The 26,306-nt window shown below is 70.0% G+C and carries 24 protein-coding genes and 1 tRNA gene; 14 read left to right on the forward strand and 11 right to left on the reverse strand.

Going from position 1 to position 26,306, the window contains the following annotated elements; genetic code table 11:
* Positions 1–46: 46 nt before the first annotated feature.
* Positions 47–1,288, reverse strand: coding sequence for a low temperature requirement protein A (locus tag ACIHFB_RS33390; RefSeq protein ID WP_365276228.1), 1,242 nt, complete (start codon positions 1,286–1,288; stop codon positions 47–49).
* Between the two features lie 109 nt (positions 1,289–1,397).
* Here ACIHFB_RS33390 and ACIHFB_RS33395 point away from each other — a divergent pair, with 109 nt between their 5' ends.
* Positions 1,398–1,580 (forward strand): hypothetical protein, encoded by a 183-nt coding sequence (locus tag ACIHFB_RS33395; RefSeq protein WP_365276231.1) that lies wholly within the window; start codon positions 1,398–1,400, stop codon positions 1,578–1,580.
* A gap of 52 nt (positions 1,581–1,632) precedes the next feature.
* Here the strand turns inward: ACIHFB_RS33395 and mscL are convergent, their stop codons facing one another.
* From mscL to ACIHFB_RS33425, 6 genes are all read right to left on the reverse strand, one after another.
* Positions 1,633–2,091: a large conductance mechanosensitive channel protein MscL gene (gene mscL / locus ACIHFB_RS33400; RefSeq protein WP_365276234.1), complete on the reverse strand. Its 459-nt coding sequence runs from the start codon at positions 2,089–2,091 to the stop codon at positions 1,633–1,635.
* 138 nt (positions 2,092–2,229) lie between these two features.
* Complete coding sequence (locus tag ACIHFB_RS33405) at positions 2,230–2,817, reverse strand: hypothetical protein (protein ID WP_365276237.1); 588 nt, start codon at positions 2,815–2,817, stop codon at positions 2,230–2,232.
* A 172-nt stretch (positions 2,818–2,989) separates the two neighbouring features.
* Positions 2,990–3,823: an S-methyl-5'-thioadenosine phosphorylase gene (locus ACIHFB_RS33410; protein WP_365276240.1), complete on the reverse strand. Its 834-nt coding sequence runs from the start codon at positions 3,821–3,823 to the stop codon at positions 2,990–2,992.
* Between the two features lie 108 nt (positions 3,824–3,931).
* Complete coding sequence (locus ACIHFB_RS33415) at positions 3,932–4,276, reverse strand: FmdB family zinc ribbon protein (protein ID WP_365276242.1); 345 nt, start codon at positions 4,274–4,276, stop codon at positions 3,932–3,934.
* Positions 4,277–4,343: 67 nt separating this feature from the next.
* Positions 4,344–5,636 carry an MFS transporter gene (locus ACIHFB_RS33420; RefSeq protein WP_365276245.1) on the reverse strand — a complete coding sequence of 431 codons (1,293 nt, stop codon included), beginning with the start codon at positions 5,634–5,636 and terminating at the stop codon, positions 4,344–4,346.
* Positions 5,637–5,871: 235 nt separating this feature from the next.
* Positions 5,872–7,410 carry a potassium/proton antiporter gene (locus tag ACIHFB_RS33425; protein ID WP_365276247.1) on the reverse strand — a complete coding sequence of 513 codons (1,539 nt, stop codon included), beginning with the start codon at positions 7,408–7,410 and terminating at the stop codon, positions 5,872–5,874.
* A gap of 239 nt (positions 7,411–7,649) precedes the next feature.
* On the opposite strand from ACIHFB_RS33425, the gene ACIHFB_RS33430 reads away from it, so the two are divergent.
* Positions 7,650–10,409 carry a penicillin acylase family protein gene (locus ACIHFB_RS33430; protein WP_365276250.1) on the forward strand — a complete coding sequence of 920 codons (2,760 nt, stop codon included), beginning with the start codon at positions 7,650–7,652 and terminating at the stop codon, positions 10,407–10,409.
* A gap of 48 nt (positions 10,410–10,457) precedes the next feature.
* On the opposite strand, the gene ACIHFB_RS33435 is transcribed toward ACIHFB_RS33430, so the two are convergent.
* Positions 10,458–11,051 (reverse strand): 5-formyltetrahydrofolate cyclo-ligase, encoded by a 594-nt coding sequence (locus ACIHFB_RS33435; protein ID WP_365276253.1) that lies wholly within the window; start codon positions 11,049–11,051, stop codon positions 10,458–10,460.
* Between the two features lie 132 nt (positions 11,052–11,183).
* On the opposite strand from ACIHFB_RS33435, the gene galU reads away from it, so the two are divergent.
* The 7 genes from galU (at position 11,184) to ACIHFB_RS33470 (ending at position 16,864) form a co-directional block, all read left to right on the forward strand.
* Positions 11,184–12,086, forward strand: coding sequence for a UTP--glucose-1-phosphate uridylyltransferase GalU (gene galU, locus ACIHFB_RS33440; protein ID WP_365276256.1), 903 nt, complete (start codon positions 11,184–11,186; stop codon positions 12,084–12,086).
* A gap of 5 nt (positions 12,087–12,091) precedes the next feature.
* Positions 12,092–13,414 carry a gephyrin-like molybdotransferase Glp gene (gene glp / locus ACIHFB_RS33445; protein WP_365276259.1) on the forward strand — a complete coding sequence of 441 codons (1,323 nt, stop codon included), beginning with the start codon at positions 12,092–12,094 and terminating at the stop codon, positions 13,412–13,414.
* Between the two features lie 86 nt (positions 13,415–13,500).
* Positions 13,501–14,013: a cyclic pyranopterin monophosphate synthase MoaC gene (gene moaC / locus ACIHFB_RS33450; protein WP_365276262.1), complete on the forward strand. Its 513-nt coding sequence runs from the start codon at positions 13,501–13,503 to the stop codon at positions 14,011–14,013.
* Positions 14,010–14,516: a MogA/MoaB family molybdenum cofactor biosynthesis protein gene (locus ACIHFB_RS33455; RefSeq protein WP_365276265.1), complete on the forward strand. Its 507-nt coding sequence runs from the start codon at positions 14,010–14,012 to the stop codon at positions 14,514–14,516. The genes moaC and ACIHFB_RS33455 overlap by 4 nt, the downstream gene beginning before the upstream one ends.
* Positions 14,517–14,536: 20 nt before the next feature.
* Positions 14,537–15,172, forward strand: coding sequence for a GNAT family protein (locus ACIHFB_RS33460; protein WP_365276268.1), 636 nt, complete (start codon positions 14,537–14,539; stop codon positions 15,170–15,172).
* A gap of 184 nt (positions 15,173–15,356) precedes the next feature.
* Positions 15,357–16,649, forward strand: a complete 1,293-nt coding sequence (gene glpR / locus ACIHFB_RS33465) for a gephyrin-like molybdotransferase receptor GlpR (RefSeq protein ID WP_365276271.1) — start codon at positions 15,357–15,359, stop codon at positions 16,647–16,649.
* A 141-nt stretch (positions 16,650–16,790) separates the two neighbouring features.
* A tRNA-Ala gene (locus ACIHFB_RS33470) sits at positions 16,791–16,864 on the forward strand.
* 95 nt (positions 16,865–16,959) lie between these two features.
* Here the strand turns inward: ACIHFB_RS33470 and ACIHFB_RS33475 are convergent.
* Positions 16,960–17,451: a GNAT family N-acetyltransferase gene (locus tag ACIHFB_RS33475; RefSeq protein ID WP_365276274.1), complete on the reverse strand. Its 492-nt coding sequence runs from the start codon at positions 17,449–17,451 to the stop codon at positions 16,960–16,962.
* A gap of 69 nt (positions 17,452–17,520) precedes the next feature.
* On the opposite strand from ACIHFB_RS33475, the gene ACIHFB_RS33480 reads away from it, so the two are divergent.
* Positions 17,521–18,312 carry an exodeoxyribonuclease III gene (locus ACIHFB_RS33480; protein ID WP_365276277.1) on the forward strand — a complete coding sequence of 264 codons (792 nt, stop codon included), beginning with the start codon at positions 17,521–17,523 and terminating at the stop codon, positions 18,310–18,312.
* Here ACIHFB_RS33480 and ACIHFB_RS33485 read toward each other — a convergent pair.
* Positions 18,309–18,929, reverse strand: coding sequence for a MerR family transcriptional regulator (locus tag ACIHFB_RS33485; protein WP_365276799.1), 621 nt, complete (start codon positions 18,927–18,929; stop codon positions 18,309–18,311). The two genes, ACIHFB_RS33480 and ACIHFB_RS33485, sit on opposite strands and share 4 nt — an antisense overlap.
* A gap of 163 nt (positions 18,930–19,092) precedes the next feature.
* On the opposite strand from ACIHFB_RS33485, the gene ACIHFB_RS33490 reads away from it, so the two are divergent.
* From ACIHFB_RS33490 to ACIHFB_RS33505, 4 genes are all read left to right on the forward strand, one after another.
* Positions 19,093–20,718, forward strand: coding sequence for an NAD(P)/FAD-dependent oxidoreductase (locus tag ACIHFB_RS33490; protein ID WP_365276280.1), 1,626 nt, complete (start codon positions 19,093–19,095; stop codon positions 20,716–20,718).
* Positions 20,715–21,632, forward strand: a complete 918-nt coding sequence (locus ACIHFB_RS33495) for an alpha/beta hydrolase (RefSeq protein WP_365276283.1) — start codon at positions 20,715–20,717, stop codon at positions 21,630–21,632. The genes ACIHFB_RS33490 and ACIHFB_RS33495 overlap by 4 nt, the downstream gene beginning before the upstream one ends.
* A complete protein-coding gene (locus tag ACIHFB_RS33500; RefSeq protein ID WP_365276286.1) occupies positions 21,629–22,513 on the forward strand; it encodes an SDR family oxidoreductase in 885 nt (294 codons plus the stop codon). The genes ACIHFB_RS33495 and ACIHFB_RS33500 overlap by 4 nt, the downstream gene beginning before the upstream one ends.
* A gap of 77 nt (positions 22,514–22,590) precedes the next feature.
* The gene (locus ACIHFB_RS33505) at positions 22,591–22,809 is read left to right on the forward strand and encodes a hypothetical protein (RefSeq protein WP_365276289.1); all 219 of its coding nucleotides are present in this window, start codon (positions 22,591–22,593) and stop codon (positions 22,807–22,809) included.
* Positions 22,810–22,971: 162 nt separating this feature from the next.
* Here the strand turns inward: ACIHFB_RS33505 and ACIHFB_RS33510 are convergent, their stop codons facing one another.
* Entirely contained in the window at positions 22,972–26,268 is a 3,297-nt protein-coding gene (locus ACIHFB_RS33510) for a S41 family peptidase (protein ID WP_365276292.1), read from the reverse strand.
* Positions 26,269–26,306 lie beyond the last annotated feature (38 nt).

Below are 26,306 nucleotides of genomic sequence, written 5' to 3' on the forward strand. Positions count from 1 at the left end.
CCCAGTCTTGTCCAACCACGGACGTCGTCCTATGACCTCCCCGGCCCTAGGTGATCGGCTCGGTCACCTGCCCCTCTCTGTTCTCTCGGCCGGCCGTGCGGGCCGTCAGCGTTGTCCCGGTCGCGACCGCCATTGCCGAGACCAGGCCGGCCGCGAGCACCGCCCACTCGCCCAGGAACGTGCAGCAGATCACCAGCAGGGCGGTCGTCGGCAGCACCAGCTGCTGGGTGATGCCCACCTTGAAGTGGCGGGAGTGCAGTACCCAGACGGTGAGCAGGTAGAGCGCCGTCGGCAGCGTCACCGAGGCAGACGCGGCCAGCGTCGAGATGTGCGCCTTGCCCACGGCCTGCTCGACCGCCACCTCCAGGCCCGCACCGATCGCGGCCGCCGAGGCGAAGACCAGGTAGTGGCCGTAACCCCACAGGAACGACTGTCTGTTGGAACGCAGGTGAGCATGGATCGGCACCACGAAGTAGATCCACCACGCGGCGAAGATGATCAGCAGCCCGCCCGCGGCGATCGGCAGCAGGTCGCCCAGCTCGTCGTGCTCGTCGATACCGGCCTTCATGGCGACCGTGGCCGCGGCGACGGTCTCGCCCAGCACGATGATCGTGAACAGTCCGTACCGCTCGGCGATATGGCGTGGATGCCATGCCGTGGGGTGGTCCTTCTCCGCGTACGGCGGCACGCACATCTCGAGGATCGCCATCACCAGGAACAGCCAGGGCCTGGCGTCCTCGGGCAGGACCACCAGCCCCGCCCAGCCGACCATGCACAGCAGCACGCCGCCGGCGTACCGCAGGGCCATCGTCCTCTCCGGCCCCTGGCTCGACCTGGCCACCCGCAACCACTGAGTCGTCAGGGCGAGCCGCATGATCACGTAGCCCAGCCAGACCGCGAGGAACTCATGGTCCTCGAACGCCCGGGAGACCCCGGCCGCCAGAACCAGCACACCGGCGATCTGTACCAGGGTGACGACCCGGTAGAGGACGTCGTCGTTGTCGTACGCCGAGGCGAACCAGGTGAAGTTCATCCAGGCCCACCAGATGGCGAAGAAGACCATCGCGTAGTTGAGGATCCCCTCGCCCGCGTGCCCCTCGGCGACGGCGTGCACCAGCTGGATACCCGCCTGGGCGATGGCCACGACGAAACACAGGTCGAAGAAGAGTTCCAGCGGAGTGGAGGCCCGGTGCGCCTCACCACGGCCACGGGCCGTGAGCTTGCGCAGCGGCCGGTGGCTTTCGGGTGCGCGGGGGGAGTCCGGCGCGGGAGTCGAACTTGACGTCATGACTCCAAGCACAGCAGACAACCGGTGGAAATTTCTTGTGAACGCCTTCACAAGGGGGTGGCTATGGCGGCTCGGGCCGCCGCCCGCCCAGGCGCCGTACCCTGAAGGCATGAGCACCGCCCCCGAGCCCGAGCCGCGCGCCCCGAAGCCCGCGTTGATCTTCGACGACCCGCTGGACCAGCAGTCCTCGGACGACACGGACCGCGGCTGGGGCGAGCGGCCCGGCGCCGAGGGCAGCAGCGCGGCCGACCTGAAGCGCTTCCTCGACGAGAAGCCGCCGCACCACCTCTGAGCCCGGCGGGCCCAGCAGGCACCCGCCCGCCGGACCTCCCGAACCGTCGCCGCTACTGCTCGTTGTGCCCGGAGCCGCGCTGCGCGACCAGAGCGTCGCGGATCTCCTTGAGCACCTCCAGCTCGGTCACCTCGATGACCTCGTGCGTGCCCTCCTTCGCCTTCCTGCGGGCCTCCAGACGGGCCAGGTACTTCGCCATCGGCAGGACCATCAGGAAGTAGACGACCGCCGCGGTGATCACAAAGCTCAGCGCCGCGCCGAGGACCGAGCCCCACAGGAGCCGGATGCCCTGATCGCCCTGGCAGTCGTCGCTCAGACAGGAGCTGTAGTTGTCGAGGTTCTTCGTGCCGATCGCGCCGACGAGCGGGTTGATGATGCCCTTCACCACCGCATTGACGATGTTGGTGAAGGCGGCACCGATGACCACCGCAACTGCCAGGTCGACGACGTTCCCGCGCATCAGGAAGGCCTTGAAGCCGCTCCAGATGCTCGGTTCCTTCTTCTCGCTCACCGCGGAGCCTCTCCTCGCACACACAGGTTGTGGAACAAAACGCTCCGCAACCTACGTCAGCCCGAGGCGGCCGTGTCCAATCGGGTAGCTCGTACGAGGGGTTCGACACGAACTCACGCGTAAGGCAGGCCGGTTGACTCAGCACAGCGTCACCGCCAGCCGTGCCATCGCGCTCGCACCGGCGAGACGTGCCGCTGTGGCGCGCGGTACCGAGAGGACGACCAGCGCCCCGCTCTCGGTGGCTGCGTCCACCGGCTCCGGCACCTTCGTCACCCGCGCCCCACGGGCGACCACCCGCGCATCGCCGCCCGTCGCGGTCTCCTCGGCGGCGATGACGTCGACCCGGTCGCCGGGCCGCAGCAGCCGGACCGTCTCTCCGTCGGCGATCCGCACCGGCGCCGCCACCGACTCGACGGCGCGGTGCTGTCGTACGGGATCGGTCGCGGACGCCGACTCCGCGCGAGCCGGGGGACTCGCCTCCGGATGTCCGCGCGCGGGTTCGGGGCCACCGGGGCCGGCTGCCACCAGCGCCGCGGCGGTGACGGCCAGACCGGCTGCCACGGCCCGCCGCCGGTGCCGTACGAGACGGCGCAGTTGATATCGCCCGCCGCGCACCCGCACGGGGGCGAAGTGCGGCACCTCGCAGGTCGCGGGAGCATCGGTGCCGAGCGGACGCGGCGAAATCGGAGAGAGGGGAGAGGGGGAGGGAGCGGGAGTGAAGGGCATGCGGACCACCAACCGTGACGAGGAATCGGCTTTCCACGCCACGATGAGGCTTCGCGCCGCCGCTCGCTGAGGCCGGTGCGCTACTGGCGGGTTGTGGACAACTCCCTCACCCGAACGGGAAGTTCCGCCTGTCCGGGCGCGATGCTTCCCCGGGGCCGGGATTCCTCCCCGGCTACGGCAGCTCGAACCCGGGGTCCATCCCGCCCAGCGCCGTCGTGCACAGACAGTCCCGCTCCTCGACGGCGGGCAGCGCGGCGACGGCGTCGAACAGCACGCCCCGCAGCCGGTCCACATTCGCTGCGAAGACCTGGAGAACCTCGTCGTGCGAGACACCCTCGCCGGTCTCGGCGCCGGCGTCGAGGTCGGTGACCAGGGTCAACGACGTGTAGCAGAGCTGAAGTTCACGGGCGAGCGCCGCCTCGGGGTGCCCGGTCATACCCACCACGGCCCAGCCCTGCGCCCGGTGCCACAACGATTCGGCACGGGTGGAGAAGCGCGGTCCCTCGACCACGACCAGCGTGCCGCCGTCCACCGGCTCCCAGTCGCGCCCCCGCGCCGCCTTCAGCGCCGCCGCCCGTCCGGTCGGGCAGTAGGGGTCGGCCAGGGACACATGCACCACGTTCGGCACGGTGCCGTCGGGCAGCGGAAACCCGTCGAAGTACGTCCCCACCCGGGACTTCGTACGGTCGACCAGCTGATCCGGCACCAGCAGTGTGCCGGGCCCGTACTCGGGGCGCAGGCCGCCCACCGCGCACGGGCCGAGGACCTGGCGCACGCCGACCGACCGCAGCGCCCACAGGTTGGCCCGGTAGTTGATGCGGTGCGGCGGCAGATGGTGGCTGCGTCCGTGCCGGGGCAGGAAGGCGACCCGCCGTCCGGCGATCTCGCCGAGGAACAGTGAGTCGCTGGGCGCCCCGTAGGGGGTGTCGACCTGGATCTCGGTCACGTCGTCGAGGAACGAATAGAAGCCGGAGCCCCCGATTACGCCGATCTCTGCGTTCGCCATGACCAGCACACTAGCTGGCGTCGGCCGGGTGCAGCTGAGGGCCTCGGGAAATGCCGGGAACCCTGTCGTCGCGTGACGACAGGGTCCCGTGAGCGAGCGTTGCGCGCCTTACGCGGCGGAGCTGCTGCTGTTGGACGAGGTGCCGGTGCTCGACGACTTCGAGTCCGAGGACGACTTGGTGGTCGACGAAGACGAAGACGACGACGAAGAAGAAGACGAAGAGTCCGAGGAGGACGTCGACGGCTTCGACGACGCCGGCGCGCTGCTCGACGAGGAGCCGCGGCTGTCGTTGCGGTAGAAGCCGGAGCCCTTGAAGACGATGCCGACCGCGGAGAACACCTTCTTGAGGCGGCCCTGGCAGTTGGGGCACTCGGTCAGGGCATCGTCGGTGAACTTCTGCACCGCCTCGAGGCCCTCGCCGCACTCGGTGCACTGGTACTGGTAGGTCGGCACTGTCTTCCTCCTGGCACTCTCACTCAGTGAGTGCTAACGACGGTCCATAGTGACGTATTCCTCGGGATCAGTCCACTGCCACCGGACTGCGGTGACCGACGCCACGTGCGACCGTGCGGCTGCGGGGCCGCGTCGCCAGCCGCGAACGCAGTGCCAGCAGCGTCGCCAGGGCCAGCAGCGTGCCGCCCATCGGCACGAGGAATCCCGCACCGTCCCAGTAGCGATCCTCCAGCTGTCCGGCAGCCGTGACGGCGGCGGCCTGTCCGAGCGCCACCGCACCGGTCAGCCAGGTGAAGGCCTCGGTGCGGGCGCCGGCCGGGACCAGGCTCTCGACCAGCGTGTAGCCGGTGATCAGCGCGGGCGCGATGCACATGCCCACGAGCAGGCCGAGACCCGCGAGGACCAGAACGGAGTGCGCGGCCCACAGTCCGGAGGCCGTCAGCGCGAGTGCGCCGTACGCGACCACGAGGCGCCGCTGCGGAGCGACCTTCCAGGCGATCGCGCCGCACACGAGGCCGGAGAGCATGTTCCCCGCGGCGAAGACGCCGTACAGGACGCCGTTCAGGCCGGGTTCGCCGAGGGACTCGCTGAACGCGGCCAGCGAGACCTGCATGCCGCCGAAGACGGCGCCGATACCGAGGAACGTCACGATCAGGACGCGTACTCCGGGGACACGCAGCGCGGAACTGTGCTCCACGCGCGCGTGCCCGCCCGCCGTGACATGGGGCTGGGTGCTCTTGCGGGCGGCGAACAGCAGACCGCCGATCAGCGTCAGTGACGCCTCGGTCACCAGGCCCGCGGCCGGGTCCACGGCGGTGCACAGGGCGGTCGCCAGCAGCGGTCCGAAGACGAAGGTCAGCTCGTCGGTGACGGACTCGAAGGCCGCCGCGGTCGTCATCAGGGGTGTGCCCTGGAGCTTCACGCCCCAGCGAGCGCGCACCATGGGCCCGATCTGCGGCACGGAGGCACCCGTGGGCACGGCCGCCGCGAACAGTGCCCACAGGGGTGCGTGGGTGAGCGCGAGCGCCGTCAGGGTCAGGCCCGACAGTGTGTGCACCAGCACGCCGGGGATCAGTACGGTGCGCTGTCCGTGGCGGTCCGCGAGGCGCCCGCTGTAGGGCGCGAACAGCGCCATGGCGACACCGGTGACCGCGGCGACGGCGCCTGCCGCGCCGTACGAGCCGGTGGTGTGCTGCACGAGCAGCACGATGGAGATGGTGAGCATCGCGAACGGCTGGCGTGCCGCGAAGCCGGGGAGCAGGAACGTCCAGGCGCCGCGGGTGCGCAGCAGCTGTCCGTAGCCCGGGCGGGAGGCGGCCGGCGAGTTCTTCGACGGCTCGGTGGTGACCGTGGATGCCACGGCCCGTGCCTTTCTGCCACCTGGTGACGCGACCCCGTCAGCCGGGGGCGGCGCCGAGAGCTGTCCTCTTGCGCGGAACTGCGGTAGATACCGGCGCCCACTGCTTCAGGACGTCGCGGCCGCCATACGGTCGCGCCAGCTCTGCGTCAGGCAGAGTTGGTTCGATCAAGGTGCGCCTTCATCGTACAGGGATCACTGCTTGAAGCACCTGTGAATGCGAGAACCGTGGTGGTGTTCACCTGTGATTGTCGCCGCCGTTGGTGCCCAGCCATCCGGCCAGCTTGCCGCCGTGTCCCACGGCCCGCAGCCGTCGCTCCGCCGCGTCCCGGACCGGATCCGTGGCGACGACCAGCAGTTCGTCCCCGCGTCGCAGCACGGTCGTGGGCAACGGAACGAACGATTTTGCGTCGCGTACGACGAGTGTGACGGCGGCCCCGGCCGGCAGCCGCAGCTCGTTGATCTCCACGCCGTGCATCTTCGACCCCGCGGGGATCGAGAAGGACAGCAGATGCCCGCGCAGCCGCTCCAGGGGCGCCGATTCGATGCCGAGGTCGGCGGCCTCGGCCTCCTCGCCCAGATGCAGCTTGCGGGCCAGCCACGGCAGCGTCGGACCCTGGATCAGGGTGTAGACGACCACGAGGACGAAGACGATGTTGAAGATGCGGCGGCTGCCCTCCACGCCGTTCACCATCGGGATCGTCGCCAGGATGATGGGCACGGCGCCGCGCAGCCCGGCCCAGGACATCAGCGTCTGTTCCTGCCACGACACCCGGAACGGCGTCAGGCACAGCACGACGCTCAGCGGACGGGCCACCATCGTCAGCACCAGCCCGATGACGAGCGCGGGCCAGATGTCGTCGCCCAGCTCGTGCGGCGTGACCAGCAGGCCGAGCAGGACGAACATCCCGATCTGGGCGATCCAGCCGAGCCCGTCGGCGAAGCCGAGCGTCGCGGGCCAGTGCGGGAGCTTCGCGTTGCCCATGATCATCGCGGCGAGGTACACGCCGAGGAAGCCGCTGCCGTGGGCCATGGCACCCGCCGCGTACGCGGTGACGGCGATGGCCATGACGGCGATCGGGTAGAGGCCGGAGGCGGGCAGCGCCACATGTCTGAGCCCCCAGGAGCCCACCGCACCTACCGCGAGACCGATGGCGGCGCCGATGGCCAGCTCCAGGAGGATCTCGCCCATCAGCACGTACCAGTGCTCGACCGGGCCCGCGGTCGAGAAGGCGACCACCAGGATGACCACGGGGGCGTCGTTGAAGCCCGACTCGGCCTCCAGCGTGCCGGTCACGCGCGCGGGGAGGGGGAGTTTGCGCAGCACCGAGAAGACGGCCGCCGCATCCGTCGACGAGACGACCGCCCCGATGATGAGCGCCTGCCGCCACTCCAGCCCGATCAGATAGTGCGCCCCCGCCGCCGTGATCCCGACGCTCGCCGCGACCCCCGCCAGCGCCAGCGCGGTGGCAGCGGGAAGCGCGGGCTTGACCTCTTTCCACTTCGTGCCGAGACCGCCCTCGGCGAGGATCACGACCAGTGCCGCGTACCCGATCACCTGGGTCAGTTCGGCGTCGTTGAAGTGGATGTCGCCGATGCCGTCCTGGCCCATGAGGACGCCGATGCCCAGGTAAACGAGCAGGCCTGGGAGCCCGCTGCGCGAGGAGATCCGGACCGCTGCGACGGCGACGAGCAGGACGAGCGAGCAGACGAGCAGGAGTTCGTTGAGATCGTGGACTGTCAGCGGCCGTTCCCTTCCCTGGCTCACACGCGGCACGCGCGTGTGGGCTCACGTACATCGGACACGAAGTCACCGTGCTCCGCACCCAACTACTTCGTTACCTTACCTAACTCTTGACGATTTCTTGACGTTCCCGGGTGCATGATCGAACATCCGTACATCCCGGTTCCCCACTCCGCGTCAAGTGGCGTCGGGCCCTGCGCCTATGGTTGCTCCAGCGCTCATTCAAAAGGACAGCCGGCCCTGCCGCTCGCGTAAGGACAGCAAGGACAGCGATGCCCCCCAATACCACCGCCTCCTCGGGTCAGCAGCCCGGCAAGTCCCGGAGGAAAAAGGGGCGCAAAGCCCGTCTTGTCGTCCTCGTCCTGGTTCTGGCCATCGTCGGAGGCATCGCCTACGGGGCGTACTGGACCATCAGCACCGTCCGTGCCTCCTTCCCCCAGACCAAGGGTTCCATCACGCTCGACGGCCTGACGGCACCCGTCGACGTCAAGCGTGACGGCAACGGCATCCCGCAGATCTACGCCTCCTCCGACGAGGACCTGTTCATGGCGCAGGGCTACGTCCAGGCGCAGGACCGGTTCTACGAGATGGATGTGCGCCGCCACATGACGTCCGGGCGCCTGTCGGAGATGTTCGGCAAGGGCCAGGTCGGCAACGACGAGTTCCTGCGCACCCTGGGCTGGGACCGTGTGGCGAAGAAGGAGTACGACACCAAGCTGTCGGCGGCCACGAAGACGTACCTACAGGCGTACGCCAAGGGAGTCAACGCCTACCTGAAGGGCAAGGAAGGCAAGGACATCTCCCTGGAGTACGCGGCTCTCGGGTTCAGCAACGACTACAAGCCCACCCAGTGGACCCCGGTCGACTCGATCGCCTGGCTGAAGGCGATGGCCTGGGACCTGCGCGGCAACATGCAGGACGAGATCGACCGAGCCCTGATGACCAGTCGCCTGGGCCCCAAGCAGATCGACGATCTGTACCCGGACTATCCGTACGACCGGAACAAGGCGATCGTCCAGGAGGGCCAGTACGACGAGCTCACGCAGACGTTCGAGCAGAACGGCAGCGCGAGCGGCACGTCGGGGACGTCCGGGAGCGGCACGACCGGTCAGTCCGCGGGCTCGTCGTCCTCGGCCCTCCAGACCCAGCTGACGGGTCTCTACGACGTCCTGGACGACCTTCCGACGGCCGTCGGCGTGAACGGCAACGGCATCGGCTCCAACGCCTGGGTCGTCTCCGGCAAGCACACCATCACCGGCATGCCCCTGCTGGCCAACGACCCGCACCTGTCGGCGTCGCTGCCGTCCGTCTGGTACCAGATGGGCCTGCACTGCCGCAGCGTCTCCGCCAAGTGCCAGTACGACGTCAGCGGCTACACCTTCGCGGGCATGCCCGGCGTGGTCATCGGCCACAACCAGGACATCTCCTGGGGCATGACCAACTCCGGCGTCGACGTCACCGACCTCTACCTGGAGAAGCTGACCGGCGACGGCTACCTCTACGACGGCAAGGTCAAGCCGTTCACCTCGCGCGAGGAGACCATCAAGGTCGCCGGCGGCACCTCCAAGACGATCGTCGTCCGCGAGACCAACAACGGACCCCTGCTGTCCGACCGTGACGACGAGCTCGTGAAGGTCGGCAAGAAGGCCACCGTCGACGCAGCGGCCCCCGACCGCGGGGACGGCTACGGCATCTCACTGCGCTGGACCGCCCTGGACGCGGGCACCACCATGGACGCCGTCTTCGCCATCGACAAGGCGAGCGGCTGGAACGAATTCCGCGAGGCCGCCACGCTGTTCGAGGTGCCCTCGCAGAACCTGGTCTACGCCGACACCCAGGGCAACATCGGCTACACGCTGCCCGGCAGGATCCCCAAGCGCGGCCAGGACCACGACGGTTCGCTCCCGGCGCCGGGCTGGGACCCCAAGTACCAGTGGACCGGCTACATCGCACAGGACGAGCTGCCGTACGAGTACAACCCGCAGCGCGGCTACATCGTCACCGCCAACCAAGCAGTCGTCGACCAGGACAAGTACCCCTACACGCTCACCACGGACTGGGGCTATGGCACCCGCAGCCAGCGGATCACCGACTTGATCCAGTCGAAGATCGACGACGGCGGCAAGATCTCCACCGACGACATGCGCCAGATGCAGCTCGACAACAGCAGCGAGATCGCCAAGCTGCTCGTGCCCCAGCTGCTGAAGATCGACATAGACGACCCGGACGTCCGGGAGGCGCAGAAGCTCCTCGAGGGCTGGGACTACACCCAGGACGCCGACTCGGCGGCGGCCGCCTACTTCAACTCGGTCTGGCGCAACATCCTCAAGCTCGCCTTCGGCCACAAGCTGCCCAAGGAGCTGCGGGTCGAGGGTCAGTGCCTGTGGGTCGACCCGGTCAACACCACCGGCCCCGCAGACGAGACCGAGAAGGTGCGCGAGTGCGGTCAGCGCGAGGCCGACCAGGCGCAGCCGGACGGTGGCGACCGCTGGTTCGAGGTCGTGCGCAATCTGATGGACGACGAGAACAGCGACTGGTGGAAGACGCCCCGCTCGGGCACGCGCCCGGCCGCCGACAACCGCGACGACCTGTTCAAGCGCGCCATGATCGACGCCCGCTGGGAGCTCACCGCCAAGCTCGGCAAGGACATCGACACCTGGAACTGGGGCCGGCTGCACCGCCTGTTCCTGAAGAACCAGACCCTGGGCACCGAGGGCCCCGGCTTCCTTCAGTACGCCCTCAACCGCGGCCCCTGGAGGCTCAGCGGCGGCGAGGCGGCGGTCAACGCGACCGGCTGGAACGCCGCCGGCGGCTACGGCGTCGTCTGGGTGCCGTCCATGCGCATGGTGGTCAACCTCGGCGACCTCGACGAGTCGAAGTGGATCAACCTCACCGGCGCCTCGGGGCATGCCTACAGCGCCCACTACACCGACCAGACGAGCAAATGGGTCAAGGGTGAACTTCTCGACTGGTCCTTCTCGGACAAGGCGGTCGAGGAAAGCACCAGTGACACGCTCGTGCTGAAACCGTGAGGCACTGAAATGCCCCTCCACGCACGCGTGGAGGGGCATTTTCATGTTTCACGGGCGACGTTCTCGGCGGCTGAAACGCCGTACGCCCGACGGTGTCACCACCGCGTGCACCGGCCGGTCGTGCGCCTGGGCCGGAACGCGCTCGACGACCTCCGAGTCGTACAGGAGCACCACCAGCGCGGGGTGCGCGCCCGCACGCTCCAGGCGGGCGAGCACACGGTCGTACGATCCCCCGCCGCGCCCCAGCCGCACCCCGCGCGCGTCGACCGCCAGACCGGGCAGCAGGACCACGTCGGCGGCGGTCACCGCGTCCGGGCCCAGCCGCTCCCCGGCGGGCTCGAAGAGGGCCATCCTGCCGCCGTGTTGGACGCGCGCAAGGGAGCCCTCACCGGCGTACGCAGCCCAGTCGAGGTCGTTGTCCGGCAGAAGCGCCGGGAGCAGCACCCGTACGCCCCGAGCGCGCAGCGCGTCCAGGAGCGCGAGCGTTCCGGGTTCGCTCCCCACGGAGACGTACGCCGCCACGGTGCGGGCCCGCGCCAGTTCGGGCAGCTCCAGCGCGCGCTCGCTCAGCGCGTCCGCGGCCTCCCGCACGTCATCCGCAGTCAACCTGTTTCTCACCGCGAGGAAGGCTCGCCGCAACATTCGCTTGTCAGGCTCGGCCGGACGTCCGATGTGGCTCAAAGGTCGTACCCGTACCCTTCCATTGCGCTCATATGAGAGCCAATTAACCGGAGCCACAGATTCTCTACAAAGGCACCGGATAAGGTTGCGGGCATGACTCAGTCGCACCCAAGGATCAGCAAGGCTGTCATTCCCGCAGCGGGCCTCGGCACCCGGTTCCTGCCGGCCACCAAAGCCACTCCGAAGGAGATGCTGCCGGTCGTCGACAAGCCGGCGATCCAGTATGTGGTCGAGGAGGCCGCCTCCGCAGGCCTCGACGACGTCCTCATGATCACAGGACGCAACAAGCGCCCCCTGGAGGACCACTTCGACCGCAACTACGAGCTGGAATCCGCCCTTCAGAAGAAGGGCGACGCGAGCCGGCTCGCCAAGGTGCAGGAGTCCAGCGACCTCGCGACGATGCACTACGTCCGCCAGGGCGACCCCAAGGGCCTCGGCCACGCCGTCCTGTGCGCCGCCCCGCACGTGGGCAACGAGCCCTTCGCCGTCCTCCTCGGCGACGACCTGATCGACCCGCGCGACCCGCTGCTCAAGCGGATGGTCGAGGTCCAGGAGCAGCATGGCGGCAGCGTCATCGCGCTCATGGAGGTCGCGCCCGAGCAGATCCACCTCTACGGATGCGCGGCCGTCGACCCCACCGACGACAGCGACGTGGTCAAGGTCCACGACCTGGTCGAGAAGCCTGCCGCGGCCGACGCCCCGTCCAACTACGCGATCATCGGGCGCTACGTCCTCGACCCGCACATCTTCGACATACTGCGTAAGACCGAGCCCGGTCGCGGCGGCGAGATCCAGCTCACCGACGCCCTCCAGCAGCTCGCCGCGGACGAGAAGGTGGGCGGACCGGTGCACGGTGTCGTCTTCAAGGGCCGCCGCTATGACACCGGTGACCGCGGCGACTACCTGCGTGCCATTGTCAGACTCGCGTGCGAACGTGAAGACCTGGGCCCGGACTTCCGGACCTGGCTTCGCAGTTACGTAGCCGAGGAGATGTAGCAACGTTGAGCAGCGCCGCGCCCCGCACCGCCGGTCAGGACCACCTGTGGTCGGTGGACGAGCACCTGGAGGACATCCTCGCGACCGTCCGCCCCCTCGAACCCATCGAGCTGCAACTGCTCGACGCCCAGGGCTGTGTCCTGGTCGACGACGTCACGGTGCCGGTGTCCCTGCCGCCCTTCGACAACAGCTCCATGGACGGGTACGCGGTGCGGGTCGCGGATGTCGCGGGCGCGAGCGAGGAGTTCCCGGCGGCCCTGGAGGTCGTCGGTGACGTCGCGGCGGGCCAGGCCGAGCTCCTCCAGGTGGGGCCCGGCCAGGCCGCCCGCATCATGACCGGCGCCCCGCTGCCGCCCGGCGCCGAGACCGTCGTCCCCGTGGAGTGGACCGACGGAGGTCTCGGCGAGGGCCCGGTGACCGGGATGCGCGCGCGCAGCCTGGCCCCCGAGGGCGCCGACGGTCAGGTCCAGGTGTACCGGCCCGCCGAGGCACGCGCGCACGTGCGCGCGAAGGGCAGCGACGTGAAGGCCGGGGACCGCGCCCTGGAGGCCGGCACCGTCCTCGGCCCGCCGCAGATCGCGCTGCTCGCCGCGATCGGACGCGGCACGGTACGCGTGCACCCGCGCCCGCGCGTCGTCGTCATGTCCACCGGCAGCGAACTCGTCCAGCCCGACGAGGACCTCGGCAACGGCCAGATCTACGACTCCAACAGCTTCGCCCTCACCGCGGCGGCCCGCGACGCCGGTGCCATCGCCTACCGGGTGGGTGCCGTCGCCGACGAGGCCGAGACACTCCGGTCCACCATCGAGGACCAACTCGTCCGCGCCGACCTCATGGTCACCACGGGCGGCGTGAGCGTCGGCGCGTACGACGTCGTCAAGGAGGCGCTGTCGTACGTCGGGGACGAGGACGAGGCGGGCAGCGGCATCGACTTCCGCAAGCTCGCCATGCAGCCCGGAAAGCCCCAGGGCTTCGGTTCCATCGGCCCCGACCACACACCGCTGCTGGCGCTCCCCGGCAACCCGGTGTCGTCGTACGTCTCCTTCGAACTGTTCGTCCGCCCCGCGATCCGCACCCTCATGGGCCTGCCCGACGTCCACCGGCCCAGAACCCGCGCGACCCTCACCGCGGACAAGGCGCTGACCTCGCCGAAGGGGCGCCGGCAGTTCCTGCGCGGCACCTACGACGACGGCAAGGTGACGCCGGTCGGCGGAGCCGGATCCCATCTGGTGGCCGCCCTCGCGCACGCGGACGCGCTGATCGTGGTCCCCGAGGACGTGGAGTCCGTCGAGCCCGGCAGCGATGTCGAGGTGGTCCTGCTCGGCTGAGTGCCCCAGGTTGGGGGTACCGTGTCGCGCACAACAGGCCCGGCGCCGCACCGCGACGGGCCCGGACCGGGAGCGCCACACACGTCATGACTGTGCCTTCCCGGGGGAAGCCCCCCGGACCCCCTGTGCAGGACCGACTGACCCACATCGACGACGCGGGCGCGGCCCGCATGGTCGACGTGTCCGGGAAGGACGTGACCGCGCGCACCGCCCGTGCCAGCGGCCGCGTCCTCGTCTCACCCCGGGTGATCGAGCTGCTGCGCGGCGAGGGGGTTCCGAAGGGCGACGCCCTGGCCACCGCGCGGATCGCGGGCATCATGGGTGCCAAGCGAACGCCGGATCTGATCCCGCTGTGCCACCCGTTGTCGGTGTCGGGTGTGAAACTGGATCTGTCGGTCGCGGACGACGCCGTGGAGATCCTGGCCACCGTGAAGACGACGGACCGTACGGGTGTCGAGATGGAGGCACTCACCGCGGTCTCCGTCGCCGCGCTCACCGTGATCGACATGGTCAAGGCGGTCGACAAGGGAGCGGTCATCACGGACGTACGGGTGGAGGAGAAGACGGGCGGCAAGTCGGGCGACTGGAGCCGGGCATGACCTATCGCGCACTGGTGGTCACCGCCTCCAACCGAGCCGCCGCCGGGGTCTACGAGGACAAGGGCGGCCCGCTGATCGCCGATGGCCTCACGGGCTTCGGCTGCACCGTCGAGGGGCCGCAGGTCGTCCCCGACGGCGACCCCGTCGAGGCCGCGCTGCGCGCCGCCGTCGACGCCGGGTACGACGTCGTCGTCACCACCGGCGGCACCGGCATCTCGCCCACCGACCGCACGCCCGAGGCGACCCGCAAGGTGATCGACTACGAGGTACCGGGCATCGCGGAGGCCATCCGGGCGTTCGGCCGGGAAAAGGTGCCGACCGCCGCGCTCTCCCGGGGACTGGCCGGGGTGGCGGGCCGGACACTGATCGTCAATCTGCCGGGATCCACCGGTGGGGTGAAGGACGGACTGGCCGTCCTGGAGCCCCTGTTGGTGCACGCCGTCGACCAGATCCGCGGCGGGGACCACCCCAGACCCGGCGCCGGCAGTGGGGGTGCGAGCTGAACAGTCCATCCTGGCCGGCCGTGCTGGTGGACGGCGATGTCGTCCTCCGGCCGATAAAGCTGCGCGACCAGCGGGCCTGGCGTGAGGTCAACCGGCGCAACCGCGACTGGCTGCGGCCCTGGGAGGCGACGATTCCGCCGCCGACGCCGAGCGGGCCCATCGCGCACCGGCCGACCTACCGCCAGATGGTGCGTCACTTGCGCTCCGAGGCGAACGCGGGCCGGATGCTGCCGTTCGTCATCGAGTACCAGGGGCGGCTGGTCGGGCAGTTGACGGTCGCCGGGATCACCTGGGGCTCGATGTGCTCGGGGCACATCGGCTACTGGGTGGACGAGGCGGTGGCCGGCCGCGGGGTGATGCCGACGGCCGTGGCACTTGTCGTGGACCACTGTTTCCGGACCGTTGGTCTGCACCGGATCGAGGTCTGCATTCGCCCCGAGAACGGGCCCAGCCGTCGGGTCGTGGAGAAACTCGGATTCCGTGCGGAGGGGACGCGTCCGCGTTATCTGCACATCGACGGAGCCTGGCGCGACCACCTCGTCTTCGCACTCACCGCGGAAGAGGTCCCCGAAGGGCTGCTCGGCCGCTGGCGCCGGGTGCGTTCGCAGAAAACGCCGCGTACGAACCCGCAGAACACCCAGGGGAATCCCGCGTAGCCCGAAAATTGAATATGTGTTCGAAAATGATCGCTCGATGACCGCCTCCAGGCATTAAATTCACTCCGTCGGCGGCCTGCTGATCGCATCCGTCACAAAAAAAGTTCGAAATATCAGCCAGATCGTGCGACACACCGGCTCAATTGGCAGATGGCCTCACGCAAACCCCTCTACCGTGTGAGGCGTGAGCAGCAGCGGCCTCATCTACGCAGTCATTGTCGGGGCCTGGGCCGCCTACTTGGTGCCGATGTGGCTCCGTAGGCAGGACGAGCTGAACGAGGCCCGTCCGACGGAACGCTTCAGCACAGCCATCCGGTTGCTGTCCGGACGGGCGGGGATGGAGCGCCGATACGCCAAGGACCTGCGGGCGCGCTCCACCGACGAGGGGGAGCCCAGCGCCGCCGACGACCCGGGCACGGTCACCGATTCGGTGGACGTCCGGGCCTTCGCCGTGCCTCCGGCACGTCCGCAGGCGCGCGCGACGGTTCAGCAGCCGGAGCGCTCGGAGTCGGCGCGTGAACAGGCACCAGAAGCAACAGCGCCTGCGCCCAAATCCGCACCGGCACCCGCACCCGCGTCCAAAGCCCCGCACGGATCCGAATCCGCCGCCTCGGCGCGCAGGCGGGTGCCGCCCGCCCGGCGCACGCCCGCCATGGAGGCGGCCGAGGCGCGCGCCCGGCGTACGAAGGTCCTCGCGCGCCGACGACGTACGACGCTGGTGCTCTTCATCGCCTTCACGCTCGGCGCGATCGTCGCCGCGGTCGGAGGGCTGGCGTTCCTGTGGGCGCCCGGCGTGCCCGCCGTACTGCTCAGCGGGTACATCGTGTACCTGCGCTCCCAGGAGCGCCGTCGCTTCGCCTACCAGATGGACCGGCGCCGAGCCGAGGTCGCGGCACAGCGGCTGCGGGAGCGCACGCGTCAGCCGCGTCGGCGCACGTCCGCCGAAGCCGGCGCGGGGGCGGGAACCGACGACCGCGACGAAGGCGCCAAGCCGGAGCAGGACAGCGGGCTCTCGGCGCTCGCCGCCGACCGGCGCGCCCTCGTCGAGCAGACCGATCACGCCGAGTGGGTCGACCAGCAGCGCGAGCGCCAGCGGCGGCCGGGACAGGGCGACAGCTGGGAGCCGGTGCCGGTGCCCCTGCCGACGTATGTGACGGCGCCGGTCGCTCCGCGGGCCACCTCCGACGTGGATCTCGGAGCGCCGGATGCATGGAGCTCGGCGCGCTCCAGTTCGGTCGCCCGGGACAGCGATGCGGGAGCCGGCGCGCAGCAGCGCGGGACCGGCGCCGACTCCGGTGCCGTACGCAAGGGCGCCGAGCAGGAGGACGCGGGCGACCCCGGGGACGACAAGGGGGAAGAAGGCGGGCGCAGTGACGCCCGCCGGGCTGCCTCCGCCCGGCGGGCACGGGAGCGGGGGCGCACGCCGTTGTTCGACCAGTACGAGGACGGGGAGCGTCCGCGGGCGGCGAACGAGTAGCCGAGGCGGCACCGGCACGCGACGCGGCCACGGACCCGGGCGGCCTCTCCTACCCGCCCCACCTGTGCCGTCCCTCCCGACCGGCGACGGAACGGATTTCCAAGCAGCCGGATCGGGGTGCTAAGGTTTCACTCGTTGCAAGGGCCTGTGGCGCAGTCTGGTAGCGCACCTCGTTCGCATCGAGGGGGTCTGGGGTTCAAATCCCCACAGGTCCACCGCAGCGCCGTTCTTGAGGTAACTCAGGGCCGGTTGACGAAATCCCGCCCGGTCTTCGGACCGGGCGGGATTTCGTCGTTTGCGGCTGCGGTCCTCACCCGTCCATGGAGTTGAGCGGCTTCGCGAAGCAGCGGCTGGAGTCGTAGTGGCGGTAGTAGCCGAACTTCTCGCACGGGTCGTAGCCGCTGGATGTGTAGAGGCCTATCGCCTCCGGCTGCTCGATGCCGGTTTCCAGGACCATGCGGACCCGGCCCGCCGCACGTGCGTCCTCCTCGAGCGCGGCGAGCATGCGTCGGGCCAGCCCGCGCCCGCGCATCGCCCCGATGACGAACATCCGCTTCAGTTCGGCGTCGCCGTCCTGGTTGCCCTCGCCGTTCCTGTCCTGGCTGCGCCAGCCGCCGGTGGCCACGGGGCGGTCCTGGTCGTCGTACGCGATCAGGTACACGCCGTTCGGCGGGTCGAAGTCGGACGGGGCGAGGGAAGTGGCGTCGCCGCCGTCGCCGTAGCGCTCGTGGTACTCGGCCTGGACGTCGTCGTTGAGCTTGACGGCGTCGGGGTGGTCGAAGGGGACGCGACGTATATGCATGCTGGTCATCGTAATTCTGTGTAGGGACGCAAATCTGGACTCGGTCCAGTGTGCCGGTAGGGTGCCCGGGTGCTCACTGTGACCTCTGTGAATGTGAACGGGCTGCGCGCCGCCGCGAAGAAGGGCTTCGTGGAGTGGCTCGCGCAGACCGAAGCGGACGTGCTGTGCCTCCAGGAGGTGCGCGCCGAGCCGCAGCAGCTGCCGGAGCATGTGCGCACGCCCGACGGCTGGCACGTCGTACACGCCCCCGCCGCCGCCAAGGGCCGTGCCGGCGTCTCCCTCTACACCCGCCGCGAACCCGACCGCATCCAGGTCGGTTTCGGCTCGGCCGAGTTCGACGGCAGCGGCCGGTACGTCGAGGCCGACCTGCCCGGCGTCACCGTCGCCTCCCTCTACCTCCCCTCCGGCGAGGTCGGCACCGAGCGGCAGGACGAGAAGGTCCGCTTCATGGACGAGTTCCTCGCCTACCTCAAGGGGCTGCGCGAGCGGGCCGCCGCCGACGGGCGGGAGGTCCTGGTCTGCGGCGACTGGAACATCGCCCACCAGCAGGCCGACCTGAAGAACTGGCGCGGGAACACCAAGAATTCCGGGTTTCTGCCGGAGGAGCGGGAGTGGTTGTCCCGTGTGCTCGACGAGTACGTCGACGTCGTGCGGGCGCTGCATCCGGATGTCGAGGGGCCGTACACCTGGTGGTCGTATCGGGGGCGGGCCTTCGACAACGACGCCGGATGGAGGATCGACTATCACGTCTCCACGCCCGGTCTGGCCGCGAAAGCCCTCAAGGGGTACGTCGAGCGCGCGGCCACGCATGCGGAGCGGTGGTCGGACCACGCGCCGGTGACCGTGGTCTACGACCGCTAGGTCTCTTTCTGCATCCGCCGGTCCATCGCCAGCGAGAGCTCCGCCTCCACCACGCTGCGCGCGAGCGGGCGCAGGCGTTGCATGTCGGCCTCGGTGGCGTGGCGCAGGACCACGTCCGCGAAGAGTTCGGCGAGGGCGTCGACGTGTTCGCGTACCTGCTTGCCCGCAGCCAGGACCTCCGCCAGGGGGATGCCTTCGCGGACGAGGGCCGCTGACACGTCCAGCAGGCGGCGGCTGACGTGGACGATCTCGTCGCCGTCGGTACCGAGGTAGCCCAGGTCCATCGCGGCCGCGAGGTTCTCCGGATTGACCTCGCCCTCGAAGCGGGCGGCGAGTTCCTCGGGGGTGAGGCGGACCGGCTCCTCCTCGGTGGGTGGACCGACGCGGAGCAGGTCGGCGACATCGCGGCCGTGTTCGAGGGCCTCCGCCAGTTCCGCGATGCCGCTCAGTGTGTGGCCGCGTTCCAGCAGCGCCGTGATGGTGCGCAGACGGGCCAGGTGGTGGTCGTCGTACCAGGCGATACGGCCCTCGCGGCGGGGCGGCGGGATCAGCTTGCGTTCGCGGTAGAAGCGCAGGGTGCGCACAGTGATACCCGCCAGCCGGGCCAGCTCCGCCATGCGGTACTCGCGTAGTCCTCCGTCTTCTGCCACGTCGGCAGCCTATGTTGTACCGCCGGTAACTTCCTTCTTCCCTACCCCTACCCATCAGTACGGCGCTGCTCTACGCTCCCATTGCGCCAGTGTTCACTGGCAGAGTCGCGGAGCGGAGTGTGGAGGCAAGATGGCCGAGCACGAGCACAGGCATGTGCGGGTGGCGGTGGTCGGGTCCGGATTCGGCGGGCTCGGGGCGGCCGTACGGCTGCGGCGCGAGGGTGTCACCGACTTCGTCGTCCTGGAGCGGGCCGACAGCGTCGGCGGCACCTGGCGGGACAACAGCTATCCGGGGTGCGCGTGCGATGTGCCGTCCCATCTCTATTCGTTCTCCTTCGCGCCCAACCCGGACTGGCCCCGCACCTTCTCCGGACAGCGGCACATCCGCGCCTACCTGGAGCACGTGGCCGACGTCTTCCGGCTGCGGCCCCACATCCGCTTCAACTCCGAGGTCAAGCGCATGACCTGGAACAGCGAGCGGCTGTGCTGGGACATCGAGACGAGTGGGGGCACCTCCCGGGCTTTCGGCACTGGGGGAGGGTCGCTCTCCGCGGACATCGTCATCTCCGCCACCGGGCCGTTGTCCGACCCCAGGATCCCGGACATCCCGGGGCTCGACTCCTTCCCCGGCAAGGTCTTCCACTCGGCCCGCTGGGACCACGACTACGACCTGCGCGGCAAGCGGGTCGCCATGGTCGGGACGGGCGCGTCGGCCATCCAGATCGTGCCGGCCGTTCAGCCCCTCGCCGAGAAGCTCACCCTCTTCCAGCGCACCCCGCCATGGGTGATGCCCCGCGTCGACCGGGCGATCAGCGGCGCGGAGCGCTGGCTCCACAAGCAGCTGCCCATCACCGCCCAGGCCCGTCGTGGACTGCTGTGGGGCCTACGGGAGTTGCAGGTCCAGGCGTTCACCAAGCGCCCCAACGAGCTCGGCATGGTCGAGCAGTTGGCCAAACGCAACATGGGCCGCGCCATCAAGGACCCGGCCCTGCGCGCCAAACTCACTCCCGACTACCGCATCGGCTGCAAGCGGATCCTGCTGTCGAGCGACTACTACCCGGCGCTCGCCCGGCCCAATGTCGACGTCGTCGCGAGCGGGCTCAGTGAAATCAGGGGTTCCACCCTGGTCGCCGCGGACGGCAGCGAGGCCGAGGTCGACGCGATCGTCTTCGGGACCGGCTTCCACGTCACCGACATGCCCATCGCCGAGCGGGTGGTGGGCGCGGACGGGCGGACGCTCGCCGAGACCTGGAAGACGGGGATGCAGTCGCTGCGGGGGGCCTCGGCGGCCGGGTTCCCCAACTGGATGACCATCATCGGGCCCAATACGGGGCTGGGGAACTCGTCGATGATCCTGATGATCGAGTCCCAGCTGAACTACATGGCCGACTTCGTACGGCAGTTGGACGTGCTCGGCGGTCGCGCCGCCCTCGACGCCCGGGCGGATGCCGTGCAGGCCTGGAACGACCAGGTTCAGGAGCGCATGCAGCGCACGGTGTGGAACACGGGCGGCTGCACCAGTTGGTACCTGGACGCAAGTGGCCGCAACACCACCATCTGGCCGGGCACGACGACCGAGTTCCGGCGGGCGACGCGGCGGGTGGATCTGGGGGAGTACGAACTCCTGCGGGCGTCCGACGAGAAGAAGGCCGATCCCGTCGAGAAGAACAAGGCCGAGCCCTCAGAGAAGAACAAGACCGAGCCCTCCGAGCAGAACACCGAGCCCTCCGAGCAGAACACCGAGGTCGATGCATGAGCCGCCTGATGCACGTGGCGTCCGGACCGTACGCCCCGCCCGTCCCCGTCCGCGAGCTCACCGCCGTCTCGGCCGACGGCGCCCGGCTGCACGTCGAGGTGCACGGCCCCAAGGACGCGCCCGCCGTCGTCCTCGCCCACGGCTGGACCTGCTCGACCGCCTTCTGGGCGGCCCAGATACGCGAACTGGCCGCCGATCACCGGGTCATCGCCTACGACCAGCGCGGCCACGGACGTAGTCCGGCGAGCCCCGCGTGCAGTACGGATGCGCTCGCCGACGACCTCGAAGCCGTACTCGGAGCAACGCTCGCGCCGGGGGAGAAGGCCGTGATCGTCGGGCACTCCATGGGCGGGATGACGGTGCTGGCCGCGTCCGCGCGGGCCGGGTTCCGGGAGCATGCGGTGGCGGTGCTGCTGTGCAGTACGGGTGCGTCGCGGCTGGTCGCCGAGTCGACGGTCGTACCGATGCGGGCCGGACGGATGAGGACCGCGCTGACCCGGCGGGTACTCGGCTCCCGGGCGCCCCTCGGACCGGTCACGCCGCTCGCCCGGCGGATCCTCAAGTACGGGACGATGGGCCCGGGTTCGGCCCCGCACATGGTCGAGGCGTGCGCGCGGATCGTGCACGCGTGTCCACGGAAGGTGCGGTACGCCTGGTCGCAGGTGCTGGATCTGCTCGATCTCGGCCACGGCGTACGGGAGTTGGCGGTGCCGGCCGCAGTCGTCGTCGGTACGGCGGACCGGTTGACGCCGGTCGTGCAGGCCCGCTCGCTGGTCGCCGCGCTGCCGAACTGCGTCGGGATCACCGAGCTGCCGGGGCTCGGCCATATGACGCCGATCGAGGCGCCCCAGCTGGTCACCGGGAAGATACGGGAACTCGTCATGACGTACGCGCAGGTCAAGGAGGGCGCATGAGCAGGGTGAGCCTGGAGGGGCAGGTCGCGGTCGTCACCGGGGCCGCGCGGGGCGTCGGCGAACTGCTCGCCCGGAAGTTGTCCGCGCGCGGGGCGCGGATCGCGCTGGTCGGTCTCGAGCCGGACGCGCTCAAGCAGGTCTCCGAGCGGCTGCACGGCGACAGCGACCACTGGTACGCCGATGTCACCGACCACGTGGCGATGGCGCGGGTGGCGGACGAGGTCAAGGAGCGGTTCGGGAAGGTCGACATCGTGGTCGCCAACGCGGGTGTGGCGACCGGCGGTCCGTTCGCGGACTCCGATCCGGATGCCTGGCGGCGGGTGATCGAGGTCAATCTCATCGGGTCCGCGGTGACGGCCCGCGCCTTCCTGCCGGTGCTGCGGGAGAGCCGCGGCTATCTGCTCCAGATCGCCTCCCTCGCCGCGATCACTCCGGCGCCGATGATGACCGCGTACTGCGCGTCGAAGTCGGGTGTCGAGGCGTACGCGCACAGTCTGCGGGCCGAGGTCGGGTACCAGGGCGTGAAGGTCGGGGTCGGGTATCTGTCGTGGACCGACACGGACATGGTGCGCGGGGCCGATCAGGACGATGTGATGCGGGAGTTGAGGCAGCGGCTGCCGTGGCCCGCCAACAAGACGTATCCGCTGGGTCCCGCGGTGGACCGGATCGTCGCCGGGATCGAGCGGCGGTCGAGCCATGTGTACGGGCAGTGGTGGCTGCGGGGGATGCAGGGCGTGCGGGGGTATCTGCCGGGGGTCATCGGGGCCGTGGGGCAACGGGAGATGAAGAGGTTCGCCCATCGCGTCGAGGGCATGCGGACGGGGCTTGTCGGTGCGGGTGGCTCCGCCGATGAGCAGGAGAGGGCTACGCGGCGTAACTGATCGACATGCGTTGCGTCACCACGCGTGTGAATCTGGTCGAGCCCGATTCCCCTCACCCATTTCGGGAGTGAATCCACATGGGTATGAAGGACCAGTTCCAGGACAAGTCCGAGCAGTGGCAGCAGCAGGCCAAGGAGAAGGCCCAGCAGGGCCGCCAGCGCGAGGAGCATGGCCGCCCGCGCGAGGAGCGGGGGCGTGAGCAGGACCCCCAGCGCAGTGGCCGGCCGCGTGACGAGGAGATGGAGCGCCTCCAGCGGGAGGAAGAGGACCGTCTCAGCCAGGACTACGACGCGTAGCCGCTGCGCTCGGCTTTAGCCGTTGACGTGGGGTGCCCTGTGGTTTGGGGCGCCCCACGTTTGCGTTTCCCCGCGGGGTGCGGGTGTGTTGTCGGCTGTCGGCCGGTGGGGGCTTGTCGCGCAGTTCCCCGCGCCCCTAAAGGGGCGTCAGCTTGACCCTCTTCAAGACCTCGGCGGCAATTTCGGTCTTGAGTGGTCCGGTACGTGTGAGTAGTCCGGGGGTGTTGCCGGAGGTGCTGTCTGGAGTAGGTCCAGTGCCAGCTGTACCGCGTCGTCCAGTTGGGCGTGGCGGCCCTCTGCCCAGTCCAGTGGGGTGCGGAGGATTTCCAGGTCCGGGGTGACGCCGTGGTTCTCGACGGACCAGCCGTAGGCGTCGAACCAGGCGGCGTTCATGGGGACGGTGATGACCGTTCCGTCGCCGAGGCGGTGGCGGCCGGTCATGCCGACCACTCCGCCCCAGGTGCGTTGGCCGACCACCGGGCCCAGTTTGAGCAGCTTGAACGCTGCCGTGATCATGTCGCCGTCGGAGGACGTCGCCTCGTCGGCGAGGGCCACGACCGGGCCTCTCGGGGCGTTCGAGGCGTACGACACGGGCTGGGCGTTTCTCGTCAGGTCCCAGCCGAGGATGACGCGGGTGAGCTTCTCCACGACGAGTTCGCTGATGTGGCCGCCCGCGTTGCCGCGTACGTCGACGATGAGGGCCGGTCTCGACACCTCCATGCGCAGGTCGCGGTTGAACTGGGCCCAGCCGGAGCCGCCCATGTCGGGGATGTGGAGGTAGCCGCAGCGACCGCCGCTCAACTCCCGTACGACCGCACGGCGTTTGGCCACCCAGTCCTGGTAGCGCAGGGGGCGTTCGTCGAGCAGCGGGACCACGGCGACCCGGCGTGAGCGGCCTTCGCCCTCCGCCGGGGTGAACGTCAGCTCCACCGTCGTACCGCCTGCTCCGGCAAGGAGGGGGTACGGGCCCGTCTCCGGGTCCACGGGGCGGCCGTCGACGTGGGTGAGGACCGCGCCCTCCCGGATGCCGGTGCCGGCGAGCGGGGAGCGGGCCTTGGAGTCCGAGGAGTCGCCGGGCAGGATGCGCTTGACCGTCCAACCGCCGTCCCTGCATGCGAAGTTGGCGCCCAGCAGGCCCTGCCAGCGCTGATAGTGCGGCGGGCCTTCGTTGCGGCGGGCCGCCGAGACGTAGGCGTGGGAGGTGCCGAGCTCGCCCAGTACCTCGCGGAGCAGGTCCGCGAACTCGTCGGGGGAAGCGACCCGTTCGACGAGTGGGCGGTACTGCTCCAGCACGCCCTCCCAGTCGATGCCGCACATCCCCGGCTCCCAGAAGTACGCGCAGATCAGCCGGCCCGCCTCCTCGTACGACTGGCGCCACTCGGCGCCCGGGTCGACCTCGTGGAGGATGCGGCGCAGGTCGATCCAGACGGTCGTGTCGCCGTCGCCGGATTCGGTGGAGGGCACGGCCCGCAGTTCGCCCTCGTCCACCACGACCAGGCGGCTGCCGTCGCCGCTCACCGCGAACCAGTCCAGGTGCTCGACCAGTTCGGACTTCTTCGCCTTGGTGATGTTGAAGTACTCGAGGGTGGGGCGGCCGCTGGTGTCGTCGGGGTTCACGAACGTCTCGCCGAGGGCGCCCGAGATCGGCCAGCGCAGCCAGACCAGGCCGCCGCCCGCGACCGGATACAGCGCCGAGTACTTGGAGGCGGTGACCGGGAAGGGGGTCACCCTGCTCTCCAGGCCCTCCACCTCCACCGTCACCGCGCCGTCGCCGCCTTCGTCGTCCTCCACCGGGTCCAGTCCGCCCGCCGCCGGGCGGCCCTCCGGGTTCACGGCGAAGGGGGAGGGGGTGGCCGAGGAGAGGGGGACCAGGTAGGGGCGGCAGCCGAGGGGGAAGGAGAGGTCGCCGGTGTGGACGTCGTACACCGGGTCGAAGCCCCGCCAGGAGAGGAAGGCCAGATAGCGGCCGTCCCTCGTGAACACCGGGTTCTCGTCCTCGAAGCGGCCGTTGGTGACGTCGACGATGAAACGGTCCTTGATCCTCGCCATCTTGATCTGGCGGAGCGAGCGGCCGATCCCCGGGTGCGACCAGGTCAGCCAGGCGCCGTCCGGGGAGAAGGCCAGGTCCCGCACCGGGCCGTTGATCGACCGGATCAGCTCGGTGACCTCGCCTCCCCCGGGCTTCGTCCCGGAGGTGCCCCCGGAATCCTCCGTCCCCTCGGCGGTAGCCGCATCAGTGGACACAGTGATCAGCAGCACCCGTCCGTCGTGCGCGGCGATCGCCAGGCGCTCGCCCTGCGGGTCCGACACCAGCTCCAGGACCCGGCCGAGATCGCCGGAGGCGAGTCGGCGCGGTTCGCGGTCGCCCGTCGCCCGCGGCAGGTACGCGATCTCGACGGCGTCCTCGCCCTCCGCGTCCGTGACGTACGCGACCTGGCCGACCTTGCCGAGCATCTCCGGGAGCCGGACCCGTACGCCCGGAGTGTCGGTGATCGTGCGGGCCGGGCCGTCCCGGTGGGTCAGCCAGTACAGGCTGCCGCGCACGACCACCGCGCTCGCGCGGCCCGTCTCGTCGACCGAGATGCCGTCCACGTGCTGGGCGGCGGGCACCTGGTACCTACGGCGGCCCGCGCGCGGTCCGCTCAGACGTACGTCGAGCCTGCGCGGCGCCGAGTCCGCGGTCAGGTCGTCGACGATCCACAGATCGCCGGCGCACTGGTAGACCACGCGCGTGCCGTCGCTCGCGGCGTGCCGGGCGTAGAAGGCGTCATGGTCGGTGTGGCGGCGCAGACCGGAGCCGTCGTACGCGCACGAGTAGAGGTTGCCGACGCCCTCGTGGTCGGAGAGGAAGGCGATCCGGCCGCCGACGAACATGGGGGAGTCGAGGTGGCCGCCGAGGTCCGCGAGGAGCCGGTCGCCGTGCAGCCAGAGGCGGCCCATGGCGCCGCCGCGGTAGCGCTTCCAGGCGGCCGGTTCGTGCGGCGGGGTGCCGGTGAGGAGCAGGGTCCTGCGCTCGCCGTCGAGGTCGGCGACCTGGATGTCGGAGACCGGGCCCCAGGGGAGCTTGCGGCCGGGGGCGCCGTCGGGGGTGACCTTGTAGGCCCAGGTGAAATAGGAGAAGGGTTCGCCGTGTGAGGCGACGGCGAGGATCGTGCTGTGGTCGTCCTTGTCGGGGGGTGTCCAGCCGCAGACGCGGGTGTCGGCGGAGCCCCAGTAGGTGAGCTGTCTGCCGGGGCCGCCGTCCACGGGGACGGTGTGGATCTCGGGGACGAGGCTGCGCCAGGTCGAGTACGCGATGTGGCGGCCGTCCGGCGAGAAGCGGGGGTGGCCGGCCTTGGTGCGGTCGACGGTGAGGCGCCAGGCGCGGCCGGGGCCGTCGAGGGGGGCCAGCCACAGGTCGTCCTCGGTCACGAAGCACAGCAGGTCGCCGCTCAGGTGCGGCAGGCGCAGATAGCTCACCTCCCCATGCTTTTCCGGGGGATGGACCGGAGCAACTT

It is taken from the genome of Streptomyces sp. NPDC051963, assembly GCF_044593495.1.
Taxonomy (GTDB): Bacteria; Actinomycetota; Actinomycetes; order Streptomycetales; family Streptomycetaceae; genus Streptomyces.